At 39.7% G+C, this 18,961-nt stretch carries 20 protein-coding genes and 1 pseudogene; 13 read left to right on the top strand and 8 right to left on the bottom strand.

Annotation, left to right across the window (positions count from 1 at the left end; all coding sequences use genetic code 11):
* Window positions 1-170: 170 nt before the first annotated feature.
* The gene (locus GJS40_RS13835; protein ID WP_270898440.1) at window positions 171-956 is read left to right on the top strand and encodes an inositol monophosphatase family protein; all 786 of its coding nucleotides are present in this window, start codon (window positions 171-173) and stop codon (window positions 954-956) included.
* A gap of 60 nt (window positions 957-1,016) precedes the next feature.
* On the opposite strand, the gene GJS40_RS13830 is transcribed toward GJS40_RS13835, so the two are convergent.
* Both GJS40_RS13830 and GJS40_RS13825 read right to left on the bottom strand, forming a co-directional pair.
* Window positions 1,017-1,151 (bottom strand): hypothetical protein, encoded by a 135-nt coding sequence (locus tag GJS40_RS13830; RefSeq protein ID WP_270898439.1) that lies wholly within the window; start codon window positions 1,149-1,151, stop codon window positions 1,017-1,019.
* A gap of 145 nt (window positions 1,152-1,296) precedes the next feature.
* A complete protein-coding gene (locus GJS40_RS13825) occupies window positions 1,297-1,485 on the bottom strand; it encodes a DUF5325 family protein (RefSeq protein WP_270898454.1) in 189 nt (62 codons plus the stop codon).
* A 255-nt stretch (window positions 1,486-1,740) separates the two neighbouring features.
* Between GJS40_RS13825 and GJS40_RS13820 the strand changes: the two are divergent.
* The 3 genes and pseudogenes from GJS40_RS13820 to GJS40_RS13810 form a co-directional block, all read left to right on the top strand.
* Window positions 1,741-1,945, top strand: a pseudogene (locus tag GJS40_RS13820) (GTP-binding protein); the annotation flags it as partial.
* 164 nt (window positions 1,946-2,109) lie between these two features.
* Window positions 2,110-2,433 (top strand): YlaH-like family protein, encoded by a 324-nt coding sequence (locus GJS40_RS13815; protein WP_270898453.1) that lies wholly within the window; start codon window positions 2,110-2,112, stop codon window positions 2,431-2,433.
* A gap of 112 nt (window positions 2,434-2,545) precedes the next feature.
* Entirely contained in the window at window positions 2,546-4,264 is a 1,719-nt protein-coding gene (locus GJS40_RS13810) for a SulP family inorganic anion transporter (RefSeq protein ID WP_270898438.1), read from the top strand.
* Between the two features lie 71 nt (window positions 4,265-4,335).
* On the opposite strand, the gene GJS40_RS13805 is transcribed toward GJS40_RS13810, so the two are convergent.
* Entirely contained in the window at window positions 4,336-4,524 is a 189-nt protein-coding gene (locus GJS40_RS13805) for a YlaI family protein (RefSeq protein ID WP_270898437.1), read from the bottom strand.
* Window positions 4,525-4,624: 100 nt separating this feature from the next.
* Here GJS40_RS13805 and GJS40_RS13800 point away from each other — a divergent pair, with 100 nt between their 5' ends.
* Window positions 4,625-5,077, top strand: coding sequence for a PNPOx family protein (locus GJS40_RS13800; RefSeq protein WP_270898436.1), 453 nt, complete (start codon window positions 4,625-4,627; stop codon window positions 5,075-5,077).
* 38 nt (window positions 5,078-5,115) lie between these two features.
* Here GJS40_RS13800 and GJS40_RS13795 read toward each other — a convergent pair whose 3' ends face one another.
* The gene (locus GJS40_RS13795) at window positions 5,116-5,622 is read right to left on the bottom strand and encodes a peptidyl-prolyl cis-trans isomerase (RefSeq protein WP_333723947.1); all 507 of its coding nucleotides are present in this window, start codon (window positions 5,620-5,622) and stop codon (window positions 5,116-5,118) included.
* A gap of 216 nt (window positions 5,623-5,838) precedes the next feature.
* Here GJS40_RS13795 and GJS40_RS13790 point away from each other — a divergent pair, with 216 nt between their 5' ends.
* Both GJS40_RS13790 and pyc read left to right on the top strand, forming a co-directional pair.
* Window positions 5,839-6,105 (top strand): YlaN family protein, encoded by a 267-nt coding sequence (locus GJS40_RS13790; protein WP_377901725.1) that lies wholly within the window; start codon window positions 5,839-5,841, stop codon window positions 6,103-6,105.
* Between the two features lie 201 nt (window positions 6,106-6,306).
* Entirely contained in the window at window positions 6,307-9,756 is a 3,450-nt protein-coding gene (gene pyc / locus GJS40_RS13785) for a pyruvate carboxylase (RefSeq protein ID WP_270898434.1), read from the top strand.
* A 46-nt stretch (window positions 9,757-9,802) separates the two neighbouring features.
* Here the strand turns inward: pyc and GJS40_RS13780 are convergent, their stop codons facing one another.
* Window positions 9,803-10,714 (bottom strand): COX15/CtaA family protein, encoded by a 912-nt coding sequence (locus tag GJS40_RS13780; protein ID WP_270898433.1) that lies wholly within the window; start codon window positions 10,712-10,714, stop codon window positions 9,803-9,805.
* Between the two features lie 312 nt (window positions 10,715-11,026).
* On the opposite strand from GJS40_RS13780, the gene cyoE reads away from it, so the two are divergent.
* From cyoE to GJS40_RS13750, 6 genes are all read left to right on the top strand, one after another.
* Entirely contained in the window at window positions 11,027-11,965 is a 939-nt protein-coding gene (cyoE, locus tag GJS40_RS13775; RefSeq protein WP_270898432.1) for a heme o synthase, read from the top strand.
* A gap of 68 nt (window positions 11,966-12,033) precedes the next feature.
* Window positions 12,034-13,095 (top strand): cytochrome c oxidase subunit II, encoded by a 1,062-nt coding sequence (gene coxB / locus GJS40_RS13770; protein WP_270898431.1) that lies wholly within the window; start codon window positions 12,034-12,036, stop codon window positions 13,093-13,095.
* A gap of 19 nt (window positions 13,096-13,114) precedes the next feature.
* Entirely contained in the window at window positions 13,115-14,989 is a 1,875-nt protein-coding gene (locus GJS40_RS13765) for a cytochrome c oxidase subunit I (RefSeq protein WP_270898430.1), read from the top strand.
* Between the two features lies 1 nt (window position 14,990).
* A complete protein-coding gene (locus tag GJS40_RS13760; protein ID WP_270898429.1) occupies window positions 14,991-15,611 on the top strand; it encodes a cytochrome c oxidase subunit 3 in 621 nt (206 codons plus the stop codon).
* Window positions 15,612-15,613: 2 nt separating this feature from the next.
* The gene (locus GJS40_RS13755; RefSeq protein WP_270898428.1) at window positions 15,614-15,958 is read left to right on the top strand and encodes a cytochrome C oxidase subunit IV family protein; all 345 of its coding nucleotides are present in this window, start codon (window positions 15,614-15,616) and stop codon (window positions 15,956-15,958) included.
* Between the two features lie 103 nt (window positions 15,959-16,061).
* Entirely contained in the window at window positions 16,062-16,652 is a 591-nt protein-coding gene (locus GJS40_RS13750; RefSeq protein ID WP_377901711.1) for a DUF420 domain-containing protein, read from the top strand.
* 38 nt (window positions 16,653-16,690) lie between these two features.
* On the opposite strand, the gene ytvI is transcribed toward GJS40_RS13750, so the two are convergent.
* From ytvI to GJS40_RS13735, 3 genes are all read right to left on the bottom strand, one after another.
* On the bottom strand, window positions 16,691-17,755 hold the full coding sequence (ytvI, locus tag GJS40_RS13745; protein WP_270898426.1) for a sporulation integral membrane protein YtvI: 1,065 nt from the start codon (window positions 17,753-17,755) through the stop codon (window positions 16,691-16,693).
* A 158-nt stretch (window positions 17,756-17,913) separates the two neighbouring features.
* Complete coding sequence (locus tag GJS40_RS13740) at window positions 17,914-18,276, bottom strand: YugN family protein (protein WP_270898425.1); 363 nt, start codon at window positions 18,274-18,276, stop codon at window positions 17,914-17,916.
* 81 nt (window positions 18,277-18,357) lie between these two features.
* Window positions 18,358-18,849: a PaaI family thioesterase gene (locus tag GJS40_RS13735; RefSeq protein WP_270898424.1), complete on the bottom strand. Its 492-nt coding sequence runs from the start codon at window positions 18,847-18,849 to the stop codon at window positions 18,358-18,360.
* Window positions 18,850-18,961: the final 112 nt, after the last annotated feature.

Genomic DNA, 18,961 nt, shown 5'->3' with positions numbered 1-18,961 from the left:
CGCGTCCTCCTTTTCCTACTGTATGAGTTCATCGTACAAAATGAAAAAATTAAAAGCAACCAGTGACGAAGGTGTTTGTATGTTTACGGTGGAGAAAACTTGCTCAGACATATTTATTTTTACCCATCCTGTGAGATAATGTAGGAGAGAGACGGGAGTGGTGAAAGAATATGAACGAAAACTGGCAAGAGATGAAAAAGCAAGCAATCACATGGTTAAAAGAAGCAGGACAAATGTTAAAAGAAGCTATCAACTTACCATTACAAGTTCAAACAAAAAGTCATCCTAATGATCTTGTCACAGAAATGGATTATAAAGTGGAGCGATTTTTGACAAAGAATATTAAAAGTGCTTACCCGACCCATCGTGTTCTTGGAGAAGAAGAAGCGGGAGCTCATCTTTCTACTACAGAAGGAATATTATGGGTGATTGATCCGATTGATGGAACGACGAACTTTGTACATCAAAAATTTAATTTTACCATTTCTCTTGCAATTGTTTCTAATAATGTCGGGCAAGTAGGGATTATATATAACGTTATGAACGAAGAATGGTACACTGCCGTGGCAGGAAAAGGCGCGTACTTGAATGACAACCGGTTAAAGCAGTTGACTGAAACGACCATAACAGAAGCAGTTATCGGAATGAACAGTCGTTGGTTACTAAAAGAAGAGCATGCCAATAAAAAACGTTTACATACACTTGTTCGCAAAGCACGCAGCATCCGATCTTACGGTTCCGCTTCGTTAGAGCTGGCGTATGTAGCAACCGGTCGGTTAGACAGCTATCTAAACTTTCAATTGTCTCCATGGGACTATGCGGCGGGAATCGTTATTTTAAAAGAAGTCGGTGGTCGTATTACTGATTTTAACAATCGTCCGTTACCGTTATTAGAAGGAAGTTCCGTTCTCGCCTCTCGTCCGCGGCTTCATGAAGAAGTATTAAGTTATTTATAACGAAAAGAGGCTGTCTAATAAGTCCTGAAAAATAAATCGAGAGTTCCTTTCAACAATCATTTAGCGTCGAAACGGTGCCATACATCGTGCATGGATTGCTTTCACAATGGTGTTTGGATTGAAACGGTGCCATGATCCATTCATAGCTTGTTTCCACAAGCAATACTTTGATGAAACGATGGCATGACTATCCATGACTTATTTCCATCAACAATTTGGTGTTGGAAACATGCCATGATTCGGCCAAGAGGCGTTTCCAGAAGCAATTTTTGATGAAGCAGTAACAAAAAAATGTCCAAAAAGTCACCAATCATGACTTTTTGGACAGCTCCTCGTCCTTTCATTGTTCATCTGAGGAAGCGCTCCATTTTTCACGTGTTTTACGAGCCAAAGCAAAGGATAGGTAAGTTCCTAACACCGCAATACATGCAATTATTATGGAACGTTCTGCAATGGCGACGCCAATCATTGAAATGCTGAGTACCGCAAGAATCGCTAACAAAAGAAAAATGGTTTTTTCACGGTTCATGAGAATTCGGACAGGATGCCATTGCCTTGAAAGGCCTAGAAAACTCCTGCCTTTTCCTCCTTTCTGTTTATGTATTCTTTCCAAATGGAAGTAACCTTTTATGTGAAAATTTGTACGTACCAATGTTGAAATTATGTCGTCATTATAGCATATCCGAGGAAAGCATGCGAGAAAGTGAAAAAGATAAAAAATTGATGTTCTCTCTTCCTATTGGTATAATCATTAAGTTAGTGATTGTTAGGAAAGAAAAGAGGGATGGCAAAAAGGGAAGAGGTTCGGAATATTGCAATCATCGCACACGTAGACCCATGAGAAAACAATTTTGGCCGATGAATTGCTGAAACAATCGGGAACATTAGAAGCGCGTGAACAAACTGTGGAGTGGTCGATGGATTTTAATGACATGGAAAAGGAACGAAGCATTACTATTCTCGTGAAGAACACAGCTATTGAATATGAAATAATGATGATTATTGTGAAGTTACGCCGACTTCTATCCGATGACGAAAAATATTAGATAAAACATGCGTGAAAAAGAAGCAAAAAGAAACAGGTTACAAAATTTATAACAAGAAAGTAGATAGAGGTGAAATCATGTATGTGGCCGCTGTCCATGTGAACGACATGGAAGTTACACGAGAACATTTGAGTTGGATCGCTGGTCTTTTACAAGTTCATGAAAATCCCGTGCTTGGATTTTGGTTATTGTATACTGCAGTTGTCATCATGTCTGCGCTCGTCTATCACTTAGGATTTGCAAAAAAATTAAAGGTATGGCAACATATCGTCATTTACGTGCTTTTGTTGATCGGAGCTTTTCCTTTAACAATTTTTGCAATTGGGATGGCGGTAGTGGAATCTTTAATTGCTGCAGCTCTCGTATTAACTATTTACCGAATCCGCCATCGCCAAAGAAGAAAACAAGGACAAGCAGTTTCAAATGGATAAAGATAGAAAGAGCAACCTGTCAAGAAAGTCAGGTTGTTTCTTCGTTTCAACACGAAGGTAAGAGATATTGCGAAGGGTTTGCGGATGATGAGAAAAATGGGGGAGAAGAAGATTGTTAAAAGATGATCGTTTTCAAGGGATCACATTCCAAGATGTGAGGCGGGATTTCACGGCAGGAATCACTGTCGGAATTGTTGCAATTCCACTTGGAATGGCATTTGCGATTGCTTCCGGGGTAAAACCTGAATATGGATTGTATACAACCATCATTGCAGGAATCATCGTTGCATTGTTAGGGGGCTCTCGCTTTCAAATCGCAGGTCCAACAGGCGCATTTATTCCTATTTTACTTGCGATTGTTTTGCAGTATGGGTATGAAAATTTATTAATTGCCGGTTTTTTAGCTGGTATCATGCTCGTTCTTATGAGTTTCTTTAAACTTGGTAATTTAATTAAATTTATTCCTCGTTCCGTTACGATTGGTTTTACATCAGGCATTGCAGTGATTATATTCACGGGGCAAATAGGGGATTTTTTAGGGCTGGAAGGGGTCGAAAGAAAAGAATATTTTCATCAAAATATGATGGAGTTATTTCATCACTTGTCGACTGTTAATTTCTACAGTGTTGCTACTGCTCTGATCGGTTTTATTGTTATTATTGGGGTACCGCGTTTATTTCCACGGATACCTGTTTTGTTAGTGGCATTAATTGTACCGACACTTATTGCCTACTTTTTCTATCCGGGTAAAATCGAAACGATTGGGACCGCTTTTGGAGGGATTGCCCAATCCCTGCCTCAGTTTCAGCTGCCAGAAATTACATGGGAAAAAATATTGTTATTGTGGCAACCCGCCTTTGTCATTGCGATGCTCGGAGGAATCGAATCATTGCTATCGGCAGTAGTTGCGGATGGAATGACAGGAAAGCGCCATCATTCTAATAAAGAATTATTCGGACAAGGAATCGCAAACATTATCACTCCTTTGTTTGGAGGCATCCCAGCAACAGGAGCCATTGCAAGAACAGCGACAAACATTAAAAGTGGTGCAGTCTCACCGCTATCGGGGGTATTTCAAGGACTATTTGTCCTTGTCACTTTACTTCTTTTCGCACCGTTTGCTGCTCACATTCCTCTTGCAAGCATGGCACCAATTCTAATGGTTGTCGCATTTAACATGAGTGAATATAAAACGTTTTTTCATATGGTGAAAATGAAGTCCAGTGACTCTGTCGTGTTAGTAGTGACATTTTTACTGACGGTGTTTGTCAATTTAACAGCAGCTGTGCAAGTAGGGCTTCTGTTAGCGATGTTTTCGTTCATTAAGCGGATGAGTGAAGTGTTAGAAGTAGAGAAAATCATGCCGAAACTGAAAAGTAGTCAACGGGAAGAAATCGCAGCAACAACAGAAGAGGATTATCAGTATGCATGTCCAAAATTAACGGTATTTACGGTGGAAGGGGCATTGTTTTTTGGAGCAGCTGATAAGTTTCAAACAACGATTAGTCGTTCGATTAACAAACGACCTGATGTCATTGTTTTAGTAATGAAAAGAGTCCCTTTCATGGATGCAACCGGAGTAGGCAATTTAACGGCATTGGTTAATGATTTCCACAAAAAAGGCGGACGGATATTCATTGCGGAAGCGAACGAACAAGTATTAGCAGTGATTCGTTCCAGTGGATTATTTGACAAAATAGGAGAGCAAAATTTCTTCCGTAACGGGACGGAAGCAATTAATACCGGACTGGATCTCGTACAGACAGATAAATGCACAACGTGTCAAAAGCAAGGGGCATCTTCATGTCAGGTATTTGAAAAACGGGTATAGAATCAACAAGACAGCTCCAAAAAGGGATGCTGGCAGCTGTCTTATTATTTTCATTCATTTACCAAGTATCCTTATTTTTTTTTGGTATGATATAACTGAAAGCGTCCTGTTTTATGACGAGCCATTGTTTTTTTTGTAATTCGTTCCTTACATGTGGAACACAAATAAGTGTGAATCGGGCGATTACGCAATTTTTTGGCGAGAGGATCTTTATCATCAAGGGTTTGGATTGTGTCACAAATCATACATTTTACTTTCAACGTACTTCCCTCCGAAATTTAAGAAAAGATGTGATTGTGTTATTATACCATGGACGAGTAAGAATGAAGAGGGATGTATCGATTAAAAGGAGGAGGAAGCATGACAGAAAAGTGGAACGCCCTCACAGATTCTTTAGTAAAGTCGTTGCAAAGAGAAACGTATATTTTGACTGTAACGATGCATGCGGAGAAACAAACACCGTATCTTCACACAGCTTCGTGGGTGTATGCAAAAGATGCACGAACAATTCGAATTGCCATTGATGCGGAGTCCCAAATTATTAAGAATTTGAAGCAACGTTCTTATTTGATGCTCGCAGTGATGGAAGAAGGGTCCACGTATGCGATTGAAGGAAAAGGAGTGCTGATCACGGAAGAAATGGAAGGCCTTCCGATTCAACTGGCTTTAGTGGAATGTCAGGTGGAAGAGGTAGAAGACATTATGTTTGATGGTGGAAAGCTTACAACCCCGCCTCACTTTGAAAAAACGTATGATATTGAAGCGGCGGCAAAACTGGATAAACAAGTGATGAATGCCCTGCAACAAGGATAATTTAAAACGAGGAGTGATACTAAACTCCTCGTTTTCGTTTATTCTATTCGGAAACCAGTGACATGAAGAATTGGTTGTTCTTTGTTGCTGCCATCTCCGTAGTATACATGAACAGGACCATCTTCCCGTAACGGCTTTCCGTTTTTGGAAAAACCGATAACTAGTTTTCTCGCTTCTTCTAAGGAAACGATATAGGTAGTTTTATCCTTTGTTTCAATGACGACTTTCGAAGCTTCTTCTAAAGGTGTTGCATTGTCTAAAAAAGGAGCAAAAGGCATTCCAAAAGTACCATCAATTAACGCTTCTTTTTTATTTCGTATTCTGTTTGTTTGGTCCCGGCGCGGGATTTGAGCGCCTTCGGTAATTTCTTTATCCCATTGCGCCGATATATTTTTTTTATATTTTTCTAACTCGTCGGATTCTCTTTTTTCTTCCCCTTCCCACTCATTTAAATCAATTTTGCGGTCATCAAAAATCCATACTGTTGGATCAATGGTAATCGTATGTTTCGTTTTTCCATGGATGGTCACGATAAAATCGATCAAGCTGTATCCTCCTCGTCGTATTGAGATGGTTATCATTTTTCTTTGGAATGGAAAAACATCCCGGAGTCAATCGTAGTAGATTACAAGTAAAAAGTATACCAGAAAATGAAAAAGAACGAAATAAATCGCTTGTTATCTTGCATTTTTGTTTAATTGTAGCTAAGATGATTACAGGGAGATAAAAAGTAGGAGGGATCCCTTTTGAGCGTAAAGGCGATGACAGAACATAGTGAAAAGGCTTATGCCTTGTTGAAAGCCGACGCAGAGAAGATCCGGAAATTAATCGAAGTTCAAATGGAGAATTTAACGATGCCCCAATGCCCTCTCTATGAAGAGGTACTTGATACACAAATGTTCGGTTTGTCTCGCGAGATAGATTTTGCCATCCGTTTAAATTTAATTGATGAGAAAACCGGCAAACAAATTCTATCGGAATTAGAACGAAGGCTCGCCGCTTTTCACGAAGCAACTGTAGGAAAATAATAAAAACAGACTATTCACGGTGAATAGTCTGTTTTTATTTGATGAAGCGTTCTCCGACAATAACGATACGGTTGTCGCACAACCATCATCCGTGATTTTTTGACAGACGAAAGAAACATGGTATGATAAACTATATTTCGAATAATCTGTGAAGTAATGAAATTGTCAGAGTGGAGAGTCATGATACGGAGGAGGAATTGTATGGATGGTTTATCCAAAATAAAAAAAGTATTAGTAGCAAATCGTGGAGAAATAGCGATCCGAATTTTTCGGGCATGTACAGAGCTCCACATACGGACAGTGGCTGTTTATTCGAAAGAAGATTCTGGAGCGTTTCATCGCTATAAAGCGGATGAAGCATATCTCATAGGAGAAGGAAAAAGCCCGATTGATGCATACTTAGACATTGAAAGTATCATTGAAGTAGCGAAAGCCAATGATGTTGACGCCATTCATCCGGGATATGGATTTTTGTCAGAAAATCTCGAATTTGCTCAGCGTTGTGAAGAGGAAGGAATTATTTTCATTGGACCTGATACCGATCATTTACATATGTTTGGTGATAAAGTACGAGCGCGTGAAACTGCCGTCGAAGCAGGTCTTCCCGTCATTCCGGGAAGCGATGGTCCCGTGGAGAGTTTGGATGAAGTCAAACGCTTTGCGGAAGCGTTTGGTTTTCCGTTTATCATTAAAGCTTCCCTCGGTGGGGGAGGGCGCGGGATGCGCATTGTTCGAAGCCCGGAAGCATTGGAAGAAGCATACAACCGAGCACGGTCCGAAGCAAAGTCTTCCTTTGGTAGCGACGAAGTATATGTGGAAAAGTTTATTGAAAAACCAAAACATATAGAAGTACAAATTTTAGGGGATCAAGAAGGAAATATTGTTCATTTATATGACAGAGATTGTTCTGTGCAACGACGACATCAAAAAGTTGTGGAAGTAGCACCAAGCGTGTCGTTAAGTGAAGAATTACGAGAAGAAATTTGTCAAGCAGCCCTCCAATTAGCAAAGCATATTCAATATGTCAATGCAGGAACCGTGGAGTTTTTAGTGAATCCGGACGGAGAATTTTACTTTATTGAAGTGAATCCGCGCATTCAAGTAGAGCATACGATTACCGAGATGGTCACAGGAGTTGATATCGTCCAGAGTCAAATCTATATTGCCGATGGAGAAACACTTCACGGCGATAAAATTGGGATTCCGAAACAAGAAGAGATAACGACCAATGGATTTGCGATTCAATCGCGTATTACGACAGAAGATCCAGCGAATAACTTTTTACCTGACACGGGAAAAATTATGGCTTACCGTTCCAGTGGTGGTTTTGGGGTTCGTTTGGATGCCGGTAACGGCTTTCAAGGTGCCGTGATCACTCCGCATTATGATTCGCTCCTTGTAAAAGTTTCGACTTGGGCGCTTACTTTTGAAGGAGCAGCAGCTAAAATGTTGCGTAATTTACGTGAGTTTCGCATCCGTGGTATCAAAACAAACATTGCCTTTTTAGAAAATGTCGTGCAACATGAAGAATTTTTATCCGGGGAATATAACACTTCTTTCATAGATTCCACGCCGGAATTGTTCGTATTTGCGAAACGGAAAGATCGCGGAACGAAAATGCTTACCTTTATCGGTGAAACGATTGTGAACGGTTATCCGGATTTGGAAAATAAGAAGAAACCCGTTTTTGACCAACCAAATATTCCAAAAATAAAACGGAGCGACCCTTTCCCGAATGGAACGAAACAAATTTTAGATGAAAGAGGACCAGAAGGATTGGCAAAATGGGTGAAAGAGCAAAAAGAAGTGTTGTTAACGGACACGACTTTCCGTGATGCCCATCAATCGCTGTTAGCCACCAGGGTTCGTACGCACGACTTAAAGAAAATAGCCGAACCGACCGCACGTCTTCTTCCAAATCTCTTTTCTTCGGAAATGTGGGGAGGAGCGACTTTTGACGTCTCGATGCGGTTTTTACATGAAGATCCATGGGAACGACTCTTCATGTTAAGAGAAAAAATGCCGAATATTCTTTTACAAATGTTGTTCCGTGCTTCTAACGCAGTTGGTTACAAAAACTATCCTGATAATTTGATCAAAGAATTTGTAGAAAAAGCAGCAGAAGCAGGTATGGACGTTTTCAGGATTTTCGACTCTCTCAATTGGATCGAAGGGATGCGCTTAACGATTGAAGAAGTGCGAAAACAAAATAAAGTGGCGGAAGCATCGATTTGTTATACAGGAGATATATTAGATCCTTCCCGTGATAAATATGATTTAGCTTATTACAAAAACATGGCAAAAGAATTAGAAAACGCGGGGGCCCACATTTTAGGTATTAAAGATATGGCAGGACTATTAAAGCCAGAAGCTGCTTATCAATTGATTTCAGAATTAAAAGAGACGGTAGATATTCCAATTCATTTGCACACCCATGATACAAGCGGAAACGGCATCCTGACTTATGCGCGTGCCATTGAAGCAGGAGTAGATATTGTCGATGTCGCAATTAGTGCGATGGCAGGTCATACGTCACAGCCAAGTGCAAACAGTTTGTACTATGCGTTAAAAGGTACCGAGCGTCAACCGAAGCTTGATATTCGCTCATTGGAGGCGTTGAATGAATATTGGGAAGCCACGAGAAAATATTATGAAGGCTTTGAAAGTGGCATGAACGCCCCACATACAGAAGTATATGAACATGAAATGCCTGGAGGGCAATACAGTAATCTGCAGCAACAAGCAAAAGCAGTTGGTCTCAAGGGTCGTTGGAATGAAGTGAAAGATATGTATCGCCGCGTCAATGATTTATTTGGTGATATCGTCAAAGTAACGCCATCTTCCAAAGTAGTTGGGGACATGGCATTATATATGGTCCAAAATGATTTAACAGAAGATGACCTATATGAAAAAGGAGAAAACTTGGATTTTCCGGATTCTGTCGTGGAGTTTTTCCAAGGGTACTTAGGACAACCTTATCAAGGGTTTCCAAAAGAATTGCAAAAGATTATTTTAAAAGGAAAAGAAGCAATTACAAATCGTCCTGGGGAAAATTTACCGCCAGTTCATTTTCAAGAATTAAAAGAAGAGCTGTATAACACCCTAGATCGACAAGTGACGGCTCATGATTTAATCTCCTATGCCCTTTATCCAAAAGTATTTTTAGAGTTTGAACGCTTTCGGGAACAGTTTGGAGATGTCTCTGTATTAGATACACCAACTTTTTTTTATGGCCTTCGTCTTGGGGAAGAAGTGGAAATTGAGATTGAACAAGGGAAAACTTTAATCGTGAAACTTGTTTCTGTTTCCAAACCACAAGACAACGGAAATAGAATTGTTTATTTTGAACTCAATGGTCAACCACGGGAAGTAGTCATTAAAGACCAAAATGTAAAAACGTCCGTGGTTCAACGTCCGAAAGCAGATAAATCGAATCCGAATCATATCGGAGCAACCATGCCTGGAACAGTCATCAAAAAGCTTGTGGAAAAAGGAGAAAAAGTGAAAAAAGGTGATCATTTAATGATCACGGAAGCGATGAAAATGGAAACAACTGTACAAGCTCCTTTTGATGGTACAGTACAAGCAATTCACGTGAACGATGGCGATGCTATTGAAACAGGAGATTTATTAATTGAACTTGATCATTAAAATAAAAGCGTTGGTTTCTCATGAGAGGAGCCAACGCTTTTCATGTTTACTTTACTGGTTTTCTGGTTACAATCATTACCATGTAGGAAAGAATAGTAAAAAGAATGGTAATGGTTAGCGCATGAAATAAAGCAGGTGGTAAGTACGAATTTGCAGATAGAATAGATACTCCTGCGATAATTTGAACAATCAAGAGAAGAAATGTAATCACACTGGACCAGACGAGAATCTTCGATGGATGAAACCGACGGATCGTCCAAATCATTAAAACCAATAGGAATACACCGAGTAAGATTCCGAACAAGCGATGAGCAACATGCACCCCGATTTGGTAGCCGAGACTTCCTGACATGTCCGGTATCAATTGGTCATTACATAAGGGAAATCCGCTACAAACGTAAGTTGCATCGGCATGTTTTACATATGCCCCAGTATAAATGACTGCATACGTATAGATAAGGACGAATATAAGATAATTCCGATATGGTTTCGTGACGACAGGGGCAGGAATATTTACTTTTCCATCTTCAAAAGCAAGAACGTTGAGCAACACGACCGAAGCAAAAGAAATGGTAGAAATACCGAAATGAAGGGCGAGAACAATATCTGAATGCCCCCATACGACAGCCCCTGCTCCCATAAAGCCTTGGAAAATGATAAACAATACTGCCATTAAAGCCATAAATTTTGTTTCTCTTAAGTGCGACAATTTTTTCCAAGACCAGATGGCTAAAATAATGACCATGATTCCGAGTAAGCCCGAAACAGCGCGGTGACTGTATTCGATGATCGTCTCGACAGCAGGGTTGTCTGGAAACCATTGTCCGAAACAAAGTGGCCAAGTTGCCCCACAACCGTCTCCTGAATCTGTTTTCGTAACAAGGGCACCTTGTAACAAAACAATTAACATACCGATCGAAGTAAGCACACCGAATATTTTAAGGCTGGTATTTTTCAAAACGAACACTCCCCAGTGGACTTTCGCCACATAAAATTAAATATACACATCTTTATGTTAATGACAAGAAGGAGTAGAAGTCAATTTCAGAAGCGTGAACTTTCCCGAAAGAAAGCAATTTGTGAAGATAGTGTGAAACTTGTGAAAGTGATGAAACAGAGCAAATTTTAAGCTATAATGATTGTAGTAAGAGCTTGAGAGGAGAAGGAAATGATTCTTTTACTTCATTTCTAATATGTTACAATTTGATTCATCTTGACAAATTATACTATATTGTAGGTTGAAACCTCTAGTTTGGAAGGAGGGAGAAAGGTGAATAAAGGTAATACCGCCGTTGATACTTCACGTGTCATCGATTCACGAGAGGATGAGCTTCGAGCAACGGGAAAAACGAAGTCGTGGAAAGACTATGTAACTTTGGCGAAGATGGGAATCGTGACGTCAAATTTAATCACAGTATTTGCTGGAATATATTTAGCTTCTGTATACACAGATTTTGCATTACTACAAAACTTACATGTGGTTATTTTGACGATGGTTGGAGCAGGTCTTGTCATGGCAGGTGGTTGTACTCTCAATAACTACATAGACCGTGACATTGACCATTTGATGGAACGTACCAAAGAGAGGCCGAGCGTTACCGGGACTTTAAAAGGCGCCAATATTCTCACTGCAGGAATCATTCAATCTACAATTGGGATTATGTTGCTGGCGTCCGTTGAAATGATTGCAGCAGTGTTTGGGTTAATTGGACTTTTTGTGTATGTTGTCGTTTATTCATTATGGCTAAAAAGAGTTTCGACGTTAAATACGGTAGCGGGAGCCATCTCCGGTGCTGTCCCTCCACTCATTGGGTGGGCAGCGGTAGATCCTAGTCTTCATTTGTACGGTTGGCTATTATTTGCCATTATGTTCATATGGCAACCACCTCATTTCTTGGCGCTCGCGATGAGACGTTCCGATGAATATAAAAGAGCGGGTGTGCCGATGCTTCCAGTTGTGGCAGGAAATCAAATGACAAAACGACAAATCGTACTATATGTTGCCGTATTATTGCCAATTTCGTTATTTCTGTACGAGTTCGGTGTCATTTATACCGTTGTCGCTGCATTACTTGGTGTAGGCTGGCTCGTTTTAGGAATGGCCGGGTTTAAAATGAAAGATGATATCAAATGGTCCCGGTGGATGTTTGTGTATTCCTTGAATTATTTAACAATATTGTTTGTGCTAATGGTTGTCGTTCATTTGTAAATAGAGCGATAACTGTTTCAGCATAAATTTTGCAATCATCTTTAAGTGAAAGAGAGGTTTGATGGCTTATGACAAAACGCAAAAGCGTATTGCGTTTTCTGCCTCTCACAGCAATGCTGTTGTTTCTTGCAGGCTGTGGGGAGGACAGGCTTACTGCACTCGATCCATATGGACCAGCCGCCCAATGGATTTATGACAACATGATTTTAAGTCTTTATGTCATGGCACTTGTTGTCATTGCAGTATTCACTTTATTCTTCATTGCTGTGGTAAAGTTTAGAAGAAAACCTGGTGATGATGAAATTCCGAAGCAAGTAGAAGGAAGCAAAGCTTTAGAAGTTACGTGGACCGTAATTCCTATTCTCCTTCTTATTATTTTAGCTGTTCCTACAGTTCAAGGTACATACTTCTTTGCGGAAGAACCCCCATCTGTAGGAGCAAGTGGTGAAGGAGAAGAAGAAGACGTCCAACCAGAAGAAATTATTATTGATGTCACTGCTCATCAATATTGGTGGCAATTTGACTATCCGGAAGGATTCACTGCTGGAAATGAAGTGTACATTCCTACGGGGGAAAAAGTATGGTTTAACTTAACAGCCGGGGATGTGATGCACTCATTTTGGGTACCAGCTCTTGGCGGTAAGTTAGATAACGTACCAGGAATCGAGAGCATGGTGTGGTTACAGGCAGATGAACCTGGTGTCTATTACGGAAAATGTGCAGAGCTATGTGGACCGTCACACGCTTTGATGGAATTTAAAGTAGTTGCTCTTGAACAAGATGAATATGACGAATGGGTAGCTGCAATGCAGGAAGAAGAAGTGCTTCCTGAAGAGAACACCATTGAAGCAGACGGCCGTCAAGTATTTGAAAACCAAGGTTGTATTGGTTGTCACGCGGTGGAAGGTCAAGGAGGAGCCCAAGGTCCAACATTGACCAACTTTGCAGACCGTGAGCGAATTGCCGGTGTCTTTGAATTTAATGATGAAACATTGGAAAGTTGGATTCGTAATCCGGAAGAAATGAAACAAGATAACAACATGCCTAGTTACGAGTCATTATCTGATGAGGATATGGAGGCTCTTATTGCATACTTAAATAGCCTCAGCGTCGAAGAAAAAATGAATTAAGTAAGGAGGCAAATAAACAATGGCAACTGCTGCTGCTACGCAAACGAAAAACAAAAGCGTATTGTGGGATTGGTTGACAACAGTAGACCACAAAAAGTTAGCTGTCCTTTATTTGATTGCTGGTACATTGTTTTTCGTTAAAGCTGGTGTAATGGCTGTTCTTATTCGTATACAGCTCATGACAGCAGAAAACGACCTAATTTCCGGTCAAGTGTTTAATGAGCTTATTACGATGCACGGTACAATTATGTTGTTCCTTGCTGCGACACCGTTATTGTTTGGTTTTATGAACTTTGCAATTCCACTACAAATCGGTGCTCGTGACGTGGCGTTACCGTTTATTAACGCGTTAGGATTTTGGATTTTCTTCTTTGGTGGTTTACTTTTAAGCATGAGTTGGTTCTTCGGAGGAGGAGCGGATGCTGGTTGGACAGCATACGTACCACTTTCTACCCGTGAATTTACAGGAAGCGGAATGGACTTTTACGCATTAGGACTCCAAGTGAGTGGTTTCGGTACGCTCATTTCAGGAATTAACTTTATCGTCACTATTATCAATATGCGTGCTCCTGGAATGACAATGATGAGAATGCCGCTTTTCTGCTGGACAGGACTCATTATGTCCATTTTGATCGTTGTTGCATTTACTCCGCTTGCAGCAGGTCTTGCACTTCTTATGCTTGATCGCTTGTTCATGGGGCAATTTTTCATCCCTGATTATGGTGGAAACGCGATTCTTTGGGCTCATATTTTTTGGATTTTTGGTCACCCAGAAGTGTACATTTTGATCATGCCTGCATTCGGTATTATTTCTGAAGTAGTCCCTGCATTTTCTAGAAAACGTTTGTTTGGTTATTCTGCAATGGTATTTGCGGTTATTTTAATTGCTTTCTTATCCTTTATGGTTTGGGTTCACCATATGTTTACGATTGGAATTGGACCAATTACGAACTCAGTATTTGCTTTAGCTACGATGACGATTGCGGTGCCGACGGGGATAAAAATATTCAACTGGCTCTTTACGATGTGGGGCGGAAAGATTACGTTTAATACGGCGATGCTCTGTGCTTCTTCTTTCGTTCCGACATTCGTATTAGGTGGTATTACTGGAGTTATGTTATCGATGGCTCCGGTTGACTATCTCTACCATGACACGTATTTTGTAGTGGCACACTTCCACTATGTCATCATTGGTGGTATCGTCTTCGGACTGATTGCTGGACTACACTATTGGTATCCGAAAATGTTCGGCCATATGTTAAACGAAACATTAGGTAAAATTACGTTCTGGCTACTTTATATCGGATTCCACTTAACGTTTTTCATTCAACACATCCTAGGGTTAATTGGAATGCAACGTCGTATTTATACGTATATGAGTGGCCAAGGACTTGAAACGATGAATATGGTTTCTACGATCGGTTCTTTCGTGATGTCTGCAGCGATTATTCTTCTCGTAGTAAACATTGTTTACTCTGCGTTTACATCCGAAAGAATCACAGTAAGAGATCCGTGGGATGCGCGTACGCTTGAATGGTCAACTCCAACACCAATTCCTGAGTACAACTTTGCTCAAATCCCACAAGTTCGTTCTTTGGATCCATGGTTCTACGAAAAAGTTCACGGAGATGGTAAGATGAAACCGTCTGAACCATTAAAAGATATTCATATGCCGAATGGATCGATTTTGCCGTTCTTAATGGCGCTTGGTCTATTCATTTGGGGATTCGGTATGGTCATGATTAATATGGATGTACCAACGGTTGTTACAGGAATTGTAATTGCCGTAGGATTTATCATGACGTTCGGAACGATGGTGCTTCACTCGAAAGAAGACCACGGTTATTACATCCCGCTTGAACGAGTGAAGAAAATTGAAAAGGAGGTCGGATAAGATGGCAGATCACGTAGATGTGTCACAAGGACTTCCTGCCGAACCGCATCGAGCCACACTAGAAGGGAAAAATAAATTCCTTGCGATGTGGTGTTTCCTTACCGGGGAGACAATCATGTTTGCGACCTTCTTCGGTACGTTTCTCGGATTGCGTCATCAAACTGCCGGGGGACCAGCATTAGCTGATTTGGTCGCTCTCCCCCTCGTCTTTTTCATGACGATGTTACTTTTAACAAGTTCCTTGACAAGTGTGCTCGGTATTTTAGCTATGAAGAAAAATAACTTCAAAGCGATGAGAAATTACTTTGTTATTACCGTTCTTCTCGGCTTTGGATTTATCGGTTGCGAGATTTATGAATTCTATCATTATTATCATGCGGGTCTAGGGTATACAACCAGTGCCTTTGCTTCTTCTTTCTATACCCTTGTAGGACTACACGGGTTTCACGTACTGTTTGGGCTAGGGTGGATCATCACATTACTTTCCCGTTATTGGAATGCTGGTGTGACGCTTACAAATGCTCACAAGTTTTACGCTGCAAGTCTTTACTGGCACTTTATTGATGTCATTTGGGTATTTATCTTTACTGTCGTATACCTATTGGCTGCAGGAGGTGCGTAATTATGGCAGAAGAACTATCCAAACCATTTGATAAAAGTGCGATGACTTTACAAGAACGAGCAGAGCATAGTAAAGAAACACGTATTCAAATTATTTCTTTCGCATTTATGATTGGACTTACTGTACTGTCCTTTCTTGCAGTCGGTACGGAAGTGCTTGCTACAGGGTTTGTCGTACCATTTATTTTGCTCTTAGGTGTGATTCAATTCTTTTTACAACTGTTTTATTTTATGCACCTAAAAGATAAAGATCATGGCTGGCCAAATATGCTGTTTTCTTCTGGTTTAGTATTGTCAGCGCCGGTCGTCATCTCCCTTATTTTACTCCTTGGTATTGTCAAGTGGTAATAGCGTAGGGCGTCCTCACAAAGGATGCCCTTTTTTGTTCACTTGTTTGTTAATCATCTTTTTTGTTTTAACGCTTCGTTCATATATAATGTGAATTAGGGGTATGATTGATGAAAGGCAAAGGAGGATTGAACAGTTGACGACACAAAAACAGACAGCGGATAGCAGTGCCAGCGATAAACAAAATGTTTGGATTGCAGTAATCATCACAATCATTGTGAATGGTTTGATTGCATACCTCATTTTTGCTGAAGGATTTACAGGTCATATTGATCATTTTGATCTTACGGTGTTACCAATGTTAAATGCTATCTTTAATAGCTTTACGACCGTGTTTTTGGCGATGGCATTATATTTTATTTTACGTAAAAATATAAAAGCACATCGTCGCTTTATATATGCAGCTTTTATTTCCACATCATTATTTTTAATGACGTATGTTACGTATCACTATTTAGCTGAATCAACCTCTTACGGCGGAACAGGTATCCTTGCCGGTATTTACTACTTTATTTTAATTACGCATATCATTTTAGCTGCTATGATTGTCCCGTTAGCAATTTTATCATTTTTACGTGGAGTAAGAAATCAAGTGGAGAAACATAAAAAAATAGCCCGCTGGACGATGCCGCTTTGGCTGTACGTCAGCATTACCGGAGTCATTGTTTATTTGATGATTTCTCCGTATTATTAAGCATAAGAAAAGGAACCGAATGTATAACACCGGTTCCTTTATATTTTAAAGTTTAGTTTGATAATGCCAGCTTCCCTTGCGGTTGTAAAAGCAATCACCGCTAATGGTCCAACAATGAATCCAATGACTCCCAAGAGAGACAGACCGATATATAAAGAAATCAATGTGGCTAGCGGGGATAATCCGATATGGTGTCCCATTACTTTTGGTTCTACTGTCCGGCGTATGATTAGGAGCACACCAGCTAAAATGAGCAATTGAGTTCCGAGTACTAAATCGCCAGATATGAAATAATAGAGGGACCACGGAGCGAGAATGATGATCGAACCAATGATCGGAATAAAATCAATAATCCAAATAATAATTGCCATCATTAAAGCGACATCTGGGGTAAATAAATATAAACCGATTAAAGCAACCACAAAAATAATAATACTCACTAAAAACTGCGCCTTGAAAAAGCCAATGACGACATAGGAAAGACGAGCAGACATAAAAGAAACTTTTTCCTTTGTGCTTTCTTTCATAAAGGAATATATTTGCTTTTTTAAACGCGGTAATTCTAATAGAAATAAAAATAAAGCGATTAAATAAACGATAAACATGACAAAAAAGCGAGGAATTGCTGCAACGAATCCAGTGATGTCTTGAATATAATCTCGATTGGCTAAGTTTTCACGTAAATTATTCAACATGTCCGTCACTTGATTGTTAATGCCATAGATGACCTCAGGTGGAATATCCCACTCATTATACATTGTTTCAATTTTCGTTTGGATGTTGAGCCAAAACCGGTTGACTTCTGATATGTAAGTAGGAATGTTTTCAATAAAGTAAACGATTTGAGAGACAACTTGGGTAATGAAAAAATATCCTCCTCCACATAAAATGAGAAGAAATAGGGTGAATACAAGGGTAACAGCCAGACTCCGTTTAATTTTTGTCTTTTCCATCATAATTCGAACAAAAGGAGACAAAAATAAAGCGGTGATAAGTGCAAAAATAATTGGTCCTGAAATCGGTAATATAAAGTAAGCCCCGATAAGGAGTAGAATAATAGTAAAAATTAGTATAAAATTCTTTTTTGTGAAAAAAGATGCCACCAACAATAGTCTCCTTTCAACCTGCAATATCTTCTTGGATACTTCCTTACTACAATTATATTATGCAAAAGTGAAAAATAACAGTAGAAAGTGTTCCATATAAAATAAAAAACCGGTTGATGATACATTCAACCGGTTGCATATGTAATAGGAATGATTTAAACGAGTTGTTCTTGTTCAAAAGTTTTATAAACTTTTTCTAACTTTTCATTGCATTTATTGACAATTTTCTCTTTAAAATCTTCGTCATATTCGACCCCATGCGGATAGTAATGTCTTCCTAAAATTGGGGTGAGGAAACGAATTCGTGTACTATCTTTTGGAATATCCCCATCCACTGCGACTGCCTGTACTCGTAAATAATAAGTCGCGTTATCTGTTTTGTCCAACATTTTGTAATCAAAAGTGACGCGTTCATAATCCCATTGTTCTGCATGGATGAACCCGTTTTGTTCAAATACGTGCAATACGCTTCCAAAAGTCATTTCTTTATCTTTAAAATCAAATTTGTCCAAATACATCCGTAATCTCCCTCCCGAGATAGTATCTTATTTCATCATAGTACGAATAGAATGAAGATGCAATGAGGTTATGTGGATATTTTACGAATTTGTAATCGTATAAAAAGTTCCCGTACCGTGGGCAACCACTTTTTCTTTTTCATCATATACGGTTCCTTCGACAGTGAATATTCGCTTCGAACGTGAAATGAAACGAGCTTCGCAACGTAAAAATGGCCCCTTTCCCGGCTTAATGTAATTCACTTTCATTTCAAGGGTAACGGCAGCCACGTTTTCCGGAAGTAAACCATTCACTAAGCTTCCCATAGAAATATCTAATAAAGTGGCTGTAACGCCTCCGTGGGTGATTTTCAGTAGGTTTTCCGTTCCTTTGTGAAGCGGTATTGTTACTTCGTATGTATCTTCATTCAACCATTTTCTTGTAGGTTGTAAATAAGCATCAATCAGTAATTGGTAAGTACCGTTTTGATAAGATTGAATTCTTTCAGGTATCGTCGTGAGAAAATTTTTTTCTTCTTCCGTCGCTTGATCCCATATAGAAGATAACTGTTCGATCCATTTTTTCTTTTCCATTGGATATGACCCTTTCTTCGTAAGCAATTTCATCACCTCTATTCTACAGAAATGTGACAAGAAATCAAAATAAGAGGAACATTTTTTTCTTCTTTGACTATGATATGAAAAG

Source organism: Aliibacillus thermotolerans (genome assembly GCF_027853235.1).
GTDB classification, from domain to species: domain Bacteria; phylum Bacillota; class Bacilli; order Bacillales; family Marinococcaceae; genus Aliibacillus; species Aliibacillus thermotolerans.
This window is presented reverse-complemented; position numbering and strand designations above follow the sequence as displayed.

What these genes read in the sequence shown, in the direction of transcription:
- GJS40_RS13835 (WP_270898440.1), top strand. Translation starts at nt 171, where the DNA reads ATGAACGAAAACTGGCAAGAGATGAAAAAGCAAGCAATCACATGGTTA.
- GJS40_RS13830 (WP_270898439.1), bottom strand. Translation starts at nt 1,151, where the DNA reads ATGGATAGTCATGCCATCGTTTCATCAAAGTATTGCTTGTGGAAACAA.
- GJS40_RS13825 (WP_270898454.1), bottom strand. Translation starts at nt 1,485, where the DNA reads ATGAACCGTGAAAAAACCATTTTTCTTTTGTTAGCGATTCTTGCGGTA.
- GJS40_RS13815 (WP_270898453.1), top strand. Translation starts at nt 2,110, where the DNA reads ATGGAAGTTACACGAGAACATTTGAGTTGGATCGCTGGTCTTTTACAA.
- GJS40_RS13800 (WP_270898436.1), top strand. Translation starts at nt 4,625, where the DNA reads ATGACAGAAAAGTGGAACGCCCTCACAGATTCTTTAGTAAAGTCGTTG.
- GJS40_RS13790 (WP_377901725.1), top strand. Translation starts at nt 5,839, where the DNA reads ATGACAGAACATAGTGAAAAGGCTTATGCCTTGTTGAAAGCCGACGCA.
- pyc (WP_270898434.1), top strand. Translation starts at nt 6,307, where the DNA reads ATGGATGGTTTATCCAAAATAAAAAAAGTATTAGTAGCAAATCGTGGA.
- coxB (WP_270898431.1), top strand. Translation starts at nt 12,034, where the DNA reads ATGACAAAACGCAAAAGCGTATTGCGTTTTCTGCCTCTCACAGCAATG.
- GJS40_RS13765 (WP_270898430.1), top strand. Translation starts at nt 13,115, where the DNA reads ATGGCAACTGCTGCTGCTACGCAAACGAAAAACAAAAGCGTATTGTGG.
- GJS40_RS13760 (WP_270898429.1), top strand. Translation starts at nt 14,991, where the DNA reads ATGGCAGATCACGTAGATGTGTCACAAGGACTTCCTGCCGAACCGCAT.
- GJS40_RS13755 (WP_270898428.1), top strand. Translation starts at nt 15,614, where the DNA reads ATGGCAGAAGAACTATCCAAACCATTTGATAAAAGTGCGATGACTTTA.
- GJS40_RS13750 (WP_377901711.1), top strand. Translation starts at nt 16,062, where the DNA reads ATGATTGATGAAAGGCAAAGGAGGATTGAACAGTTGACGACACAAAAA.
- GJS40_RS13740 (WP_270898425.1), bottom strand. Translation starts at nt 18,276, where the DNA reads ATGTATTTGGACAAATTTGATTTTAAAGATAAAGAAATGACTTTTGGA.
- GJS40_RS13735 (WP_270898424.1), bottom strand. Translation starts at nt 18,849, where the DNA reads ATGGAAAAGAAAAAATGGATCGAACAGTTATCTTCTATATGGGATCAA.